7 protein-coding genes and 1 tRNA gene are annotated in these 6,267 nt (G+C 62.2%); 6 read left to right on the forward strand and 2 right to left on the reverse strand.

Features of this window, described 5'->3' with window-relative positions:
- The first annotated feature begins 40 nt into the window (after positions 1 to 40).
- Positions 41 to 868 carry an undecaprenyl-diphosphate phosphatase gene (locus H6851_19600; protein MCB9945818.1) on the forward strand — a complete coding sequence of 276 codons (828 nt, stop codon included), beginning with the start codon at positions 41 to 43 and terminating at the stop codon, positions 866 to 868.
- 34 nt (positions 869 to 902) lie between these two features.
- Here H6851_19600 and murA read toward each other — a convergent pair whose 3' ends face one another.
- Both murA and H6851_19610 read right to left on the reverse strand, forming a co-directional pair.
- Positions 903 to 2,198 (reverse strand): UDP-N-acetylglucosamine 1-carboxyvinyltransferase, encoded by a 1,296-nt coding sequence (gene murA, locus H6851_19605; protein MCB9945819.1) that lies wholly within the window; start codon positions 2,196 to 2,198, stop codon positions 903 to 905.
- Between the two features lie 191 nt (positions 2,199 to 2,389).
- Positions 2,390 to 3,328 (reverse strand): complex I NDUFA9 subunit family protein, encoded by a 939-nt coding sequence (locus tag H6851_19610; GenBank protein ID MCB9945820.1) that lies wholly within the window; start codon positions 3,326 to 3,328, stop codon positions 2,390 to 2,392.
- A 207-nt stretch (positions 3,329 to 3,535) separates the two neighbouring features.
- On the opposite strand from H6851_19610, the gene H6851_19615 reads away from it, so the two are divergent.
- The 5 genes from H6851_19615 to H6851_19635 all read left to right on the forward strand — a co-directional run.
- Positions 3,536 to 3,622, forward strand: a tRNA-Leu gene (locus H6851_19615).
- A gap of 95 nt (positions 3,623 to 3,717) precedes the next feature.
- Entirely contained in the window at positions 3,718 to 4,329 is a 612-nt protein-coding gene (locus tag H6851_19620) for a ribonuclease D (protein MCB9945821.1), read from the forward strand.
- Between the two features lie 181 nt (positions 4,330 to 4,510).
- On the forward strand, positions 4,511 to 5,515 hold the full coding sequence (locus tag H6851_19625) for a KpsF/GutQ family sugar-phosphate isomerase (protein MCB9945822.1): 1,005 nt from the start codon (positions 4,511 to 4,513) through the stop codon (positions 5,513 to 5,515).
- Positions 5,512 to 6,057 (forward strand): lipopolysaccharide transport periplasmic protein LptA, encoded by a 546-nt coding sequence (lptA, locus tag H6851_19630; protein MCB9945823.1) that lies wholly within the window; start codon positions 5,512 to 5,514, stop codon positions 6,055 to 6,057. The genes H6851_19625 and lptA overlap by 4 nt, the downstream gene beginning before the upstream one ends.
- A 17-nt stretch (positions 6,058 to 6,074) precedes the next feature.
- Positions 6,075 to 6,267: ATP-binding cassette domain-containing protein (locus H6851_19635; GenBank protein MCB9945824.1), on the forward strand; the 193-nt coding region annotated here is incomplete at its 3' end.

The raw sequence follows: 6,267 nt of genomic DNA on the forward strand, positions 1-6,267 counted from the left end.
CCCCGGATCCCTCCCCCACTTTCCCGGACCTGCCCTGCCCATGGACCTGACCCAGTATTTCGAAGCGAGCCTGCTCGGCCTCATCGAAGGACTTACCGAATTCATCCCGGTCTCCTCCACCGGCCATCTCATCCTGCTGATCAATATCCTCGGGTTCGAGGGACCGCCCGGAAAGGTCTTCGAGGTGGTCATTCAGCTCGGTGCCATCTTCGCCGTCTGCTGGGCCTATCGCGAGCGGTTGATCCATGTCGCGTTGCGCATGTTCTCGGACCCGTCGGCCTTCGCCTTCGTGCGCAACATCGTCCTCGCATTCCTGCCCGCCGCCGTCCTCGGCGTCCTGCTCCACGGATTCATCAAGTCCGTCCTGTTCAATCCCTGGGTCGTGTCGGTGGCCCTCATCGTCGGCGGCATCCTGATCATCGTCATCGAACGCCGCGTTCACCAGCCCAAGCCGACAACCATCGAGACCATGAGCCCGTTGCTGGCGATCACGGTGGGCCTGTGCCAGACGCTGGCGATGATCCCGGGCGTCTCGCGCTCTGGCGCGACCATCATGGGCGGCCTGCTGCTCGGCCTCGAACGCAAGGTCGCTACCGAATTCTCGTTCTTCCTCGCCATTCCGACCATGCTGGGAGCGACGGTCTACGACCTCTACAAGAACCGGGACGTGCTGAGCTTCGATGATGCCGGCCTGATCGCCGTCGGCTTCGTGATCGCCTTCCTCGCCGCACTCGCGGTCGTCCGGTCGGTCATCGCCTTCATCAGCAAGCATGGCTTCGTGCCGTTCGCATGGTACCGGATAGCACTGGGCATCGTGATGCTGGTCCTGTTGTCGATGTGGGGCGTCAGCAGTCCGCTTGCGGGATAGATCCCCCTGCCGGGCGTGAACCGTCGGCCGAACGTCAGCCCCGCGCCGGGATCCGGGTGATCTGCGCCCCCAGCGCGTTCAGGCGTTCGTCGATGCGTTCATAACCCCGCTCGATCTGCTGGGCATTGTTGATCGTGCTCGTCCCCTCGGCGCACATGGCCGCGATCAGCATGGCCATGCCGGCCCGGATATCCGGGCTTTCCAGTCGTGCCGCCCTCAATCTCGACGGTCCGGCGATGATGGCCCGATGGGGATCGCACAGAACGATCCGAGCGCCCATCGCGATCAGCTTGTCGACAAAGAACATCCGGCTTTCGAACATCTTCTCGAACATCAAGACGACACCATCGCATTGCGTCGCCGCAACAATGGCGATGGACATGGTATCGGCGGGGAATGCCGGCCATGGCTGATCCTCGATCTTGGGAATATGGCCACCGAAATCCGCCTGAATCTTCAGCTCCTGTTCCGCGGGAACAACCACGTCGTCACCATCCACCCCGCAGGCAATTCCCAGTCTCTCGAAATTCATCAATGTCGAGCGCAGGTGTTCCACGCCGGCATTGCAAATCGTGATGTGCGAACGCGTCACGGCGGCAAGGCCGATGAGCGATCCGACCTCGATGTGATCGGGACCGATTGCGTGGGTGGTGCCACCAAGAGCGCGCGCGCCCTCGACCACCATCGTGTTGGTGCCGATCCCCTCGATCCGCGCCCCGAGCGCATTCAGGAAGCGGGCAAGGTCCTGGACATGGGGTTCCGATGCGCAATTGCGCAGGATCGTGGTTCCCTCGGCCGCAACCGCCGCACAAAGGGCGTTTTCGGTTGCGGTGACCGATGGCTCATCGAAGAACACGTCGGCTCCGACGAGTTTGCCGGCCCGGAATCGATAGGTTTCCCCCGCGGTTATTGTCGCGCCAAGCTGGCGCAGGGCAAGGAAATGCGTATCGATGCGTCGCCGACCGATGACATCACCGCCGGGCGGCGGGAGCGTGAGTTCGCCGCAGCGCGCCAGCATCGGCCCCGCGAGCAGGATGGATGCACGGATGCGGGCGCAGAGATCCGGATCGAGATCGGCAGGCCGGACATCGGATGCCCGGATATCCAGCGCGTTGTCGCCTGTCCAGCGCACGTCCGCACCCATCGAGGCGACCAGTTCGACCAACGCCTCGACATCACGGATGCGCGGCACGTTCGTCAGGCGGACGAGTTGGTCCGTCAGAAGCGACGCGGCAATGATCGGCAGGGCCGCATTCTTGTTGCCGCTTGGCCGGATGCGCCCCGTGAGCTTGTGCCCACCTGAAACACGGTACTGGATGTTATCCGGAATGGTGGCTTCCAACTCGCAGCTATGCAGCCCGATGGCATCGACCTAGTGCATCGATCCAGACAGATCATACTGATCTGACTGGATAAATTGATGCAAAAACAAGGAACCAGTGCTCGGGTGAATGAACGAAGTGAATGCGCCTGAGCACTAGCGGGTGCCATCGCGATGACGAAAGGCGGGCGCGGGACTTGTCAGATGGCAGGAACCTCAATCCTCGGCCGGGCGAAGGCCTTGACCACGCGCGGTACCACGATTTCCATGGGTGTCGGGTGAATACCCAGATCGGACAGGGTCCGGGCATTGGCCGACACGACGTTGTCCCGCTTGAGCAACAGCAACTGATCACGGGTCAGGGGAGGATTGGGCAGGTACTCCATCAAGCGCGCCGGGAATTCGAGAATGCCGGATGGCACATTCACCAGCCGGTTGCCGCGACCGAGCTTTTCGAGCATGTAACTCAGGAGCTGCCTGAAGGTTTTCACCTCCGGCCCGCCCAGTTCGTAAATACCGGCATGCGTGCCACCAAGACAGGTCAGCACGGCATCGGCGACATCGCCGACATAGACGGGCTGGAAGCGTGTCTCCCCCCCGTCGACCAGCGGCAGCACGGGTGACAGCGTCGCCATCTCGGCGAACCGGTGGAAGAAGCCGTCGCCCGGCCCGAAGACAACGCTGGGACGAAGGATGGTCGCATCGCCGAAGGCATCGCGGACAGCCTCCTCCCCCTTGGCCTTGCTGCGGGCATAGGCGCTCAGCGCCCCGCTATCGGCACCGATCGCGGAGATGTGGACCAGCGAACGAACCCGGTGCTCGCTCGCCGACCGGGCGATGGTGCCGGCGAGTTCGCCGTGAATGCGATCGAAGTCGCCCGCCTTGCGCTCGTGCATGATGCCGATGAGGTTGACCACGTGGGTCGAGCCGGCCATGGCGGCATCGATATCCCCGGGCTCCACTCCCGCGAGCTTGACCGGCACGACCTGCCCGACCTCGCCCAGCGGACAGAGATAGCCCGAAAGGGCGGGATTGCGGGTGGGCACCCGAACCATTGCACCATCGTCCGCCAACCGCTTGACGACCTGCTCGCCAATGAACCCCGAGCCGCCGAAAACCGTGACCGTTGCGTTCCGCATCCTGCCTCCGAAAACCGCTGAGCTCCCGCCACCGGCGGCCATGGCGCGAACGGGGCGGATTCCAACAGAAAGTCTGGGTCAGGGATATAGACGATCCCGATCGGCAGGTGAACCGTAACCTGTGATGGCTGATGACACCGTCGTGCGAAAAGCCTGCGCAAAGCTGTTGACGACGGCACCGAGAGACCATAAATCACCGCGCACGATGCCCAGGTGGCGGAATTGGTAGACGCGCTAGCTTCAGGTGCTAGTGACCATCTGGTCGTGGAGGTTCGAGTCCTCTCCTGGGCACCAACGTCCCCAATAATCCGGCCTTGCGGGTAGCCGTTAACCCGAAATTCACCATGTTTGGCGATACTCGTTGTCGGAATTCCTGTCTGAGTGAGCCGATGACGATCCATTTGTATCATGGTGATATCCCGGAAGATCTCGATCTCGGTCCTGTCGTCGCGATCGATTCGGAGACGATGGGTCTCAATCCCCTTCGCGACCGTCTCTGCGTCGTGCAGCTTTCCTCGGGCGACGGAATCGCTCATCTGGTGAAGTTCGACGGCATGTCGTGGAATGCTCCCAATCTCACGCGCATGCTGACGAATCCCGACCAGCTGAAACTGTTCCATTTCGCTCGCTTCGACGTTGCCGTCATGAAGCAGTATCTGGGTGTGCAAACCGGACCGGTCTACTGTACCAAGATCGCCTCGAAGCTCGTTCGCACCTATACTGACCGTCACGGGCTCAAGGAACTGTGTCGCGAACTGCTCGGGGTCGATCTTTCGAAAGTGCAGCAGAGTTCCGATTGGGGCGCTGCCGAGCTGACCGAGGCACAGCAAACCTACGCCGCGCAGGACGTGCTCCACCTCCATGCCTTGCGTGAGCGGCTCGACGTCATGCTTCAACGCGAAAACCGAAGCGAACTCGCGATGGCCTGCTTCGACTTCCTGCCCAAACGGGCCGATCTTGATCTGCTCGGCTGGAACGAAGTGGATATCTTTGCCCATTGAAGCGCGTTGACGCATAAAATGATGCCGGGTCACAATCGGGCTTCAAACGAGGCCGTCGTCTGTGCTCTATGCGGCGACATGATGATGCGTGCGATGACTGATCGTGGTCGCGGGCAGACTATGCAATGGCGGGAATGGTGTGGTTGAACGAATCCGAAGCGATGGCCACAAAGAGGGCCTGATGGAAGACCTGGGCGCATACACGACCCGTGATTCCCGCGCCGCTACAGACATGATCGCAGCCGGCCGCGATACCATTCTGGCAGAAGCGACGGCCTTGAACGCCCTTGCCGCATCGATCGACGACAATTTCGCCAAAGCGGTAGACCTTCTTGCAAGGGTCCGGGGGCGGGTCGTGGTCAGCGGCATGGGCAAGAGCGGGCATGTCGGCCGCAAGATCGCTGCCACGCTCGCATCCACCGGCACACCGGCGATGTTCGTTCATCCGGGTGAGGCAAGCCACGGCGACCTGGGCATGATCACCCGCGAGGACGCCGTGCTGGCATTGTCCAATTCGGGCGAAACCTCCGAATTGCGGGATCTCACCCTTTATACCCGCCGGTTCGACATTCCCCTTGTGGCGATGGTCGGACGTCCCCGGGCGACGCTGGCTGAGACGGCGGATGCGGTCCTGCTGGTTCCGGACGTGGGCGAAGCCTGTCCCATGGGCCTCGCTCCGACCACCTCGACCACCTGCATGCTGGCATTGGGCGATGCGGTGGCGGTTGCCCTGCTGCAGCGTCGCGGCTTCACCAAGCATGACTTTGCCGTCTTCCATCCGGGCGGGAAGCTTGGCAGTCAGCTCTTGCGGGTCGAAGAACTGATGCACAAGGGTAGCGATCTGCCCATCATCGACGTTGACGCGCTCGTGTCGGCTGCCGTGATCGAGATGACCGGCAAGCGCCTCGGTTGCGTCGGTGTGACCGGCAGCGATGGCAGGCTGGTCGGGATCATCACCGACGGCGATCTCCGCCGGCAGATGACGCCTGACGTGCTCGAACGCAAGGTTGCCGAAGTGATGACACGCAATCCGCGCACCATCGGCCCGCGGGCACTGGCGGTCGAGGCCGTGAACGAGATGAATGTCCGCGGGCCGCGATCGATCACCGTGCTGTTTGTCGTCGAAGACGATCGCCCGATCGGAGCGCTGCATCTGCATGATTGCCTGAGAGCCGGAATCGCATGACGACATCCTTGCGGCAGATCAAACGGGCCGGGCTCGCTTGTGCTATCGTCACCCTGCTCGCGACGGGCATGGCGGAATCCGGCGGAGCACAGGAGGAGACGGCTGCATACGATACGTCGTTGCCCATCGAGATCGAGTCCGACAAGCTCACCGTGGCGCAGAACAACGAGACGGCGACCTTTACCGGCAACGTGATCGTCATCCAGGGCGATCTGACGATGCATGCCGAACGTCTCCTCGTCTATTACGCGCTCAATGGACAACAATCATCCAGCCAGCCTATTCGCCGCATCGAGGTGGATGGCGGCGTGACCATGGCTTCGCCACGAGAGAATGCCAGCAGTGAAAAGGGTGTCTACGATGTGGTTCAAGGCACGCTGGAATTGCTCGGCAACGTTACCTTGACCCGTGATGAGAACGTCATACGCGGGGATATCCTGTCCATAGACCTGGCAACGAGTGTTGCCACCATGACAGCCAACCCTTCATCGGGAAATCACCGCGTACGGGCGTTGTTCGTGCCGGCCAAGGACAAGAATTGAACGAGCCAGCCGACATCATCCCCGCGCAGCACCATGAAGCCGGCGCACCTGCCGGATCGGCACAACGTTCCGCGGGTGGCGGCGTCCTCGAAGCGCGCGGCCTGCGCAAGGCGTTCGCCGGCCGCGTGGTGTTGCGCGATGTCAGCTTTACCATCCGCCGCGGCGAGGCCGTCGGATTGCTCGGCCCGAACGGTGCCGGCAAGACCACGT

This window comes from Geminicoccaceae bacterium, assembly GCA_020638465.1.
In the GTDB taxonomy this organism is placed as follows: Bacteria; Pseudomonadota; Alphaproteobacteria; order Geminicoccales; family Geminicoccaceae; genus JAGREO01.

Bases quoted from the DNA above. Each gene is read 5' to 3' on its own strand.
- H6851_19625 (MCB9945822.1), top strand. From the start codon at position 4,511: ATGGAAGACCTGGGCGCATACACGACCCGTGATTCCCGCGCCGCTACA.
- H6851_19600 (MCB9945818.1), top strand. From the start codon at position 41: ATGGACCTGACCCAGTATTTCGAAGCGAGCCTGCTCGGCCTCATCGAA.
- lptA (MCB9945823.1), top strand. From the start codon at position 5,512: ATGACGACATCCTTGCGGCAGATCAAACGGGCCGGGCTCGCTTGTGCT.
- H6851_19620 (MCB9945821.1), top strand. From the start codon at position 3,718: ATGACGATCCATTTGTATCATGGTGATATCCCGGAAGATCTCGATCTC.
- H6851_19610 (MCB9945820.1), bottom strand. From the start codon at position 3,328: ATGCGGAACGCAACGGTCACGGTTTTCGGCGGCTCGGGGTTCATTGGC.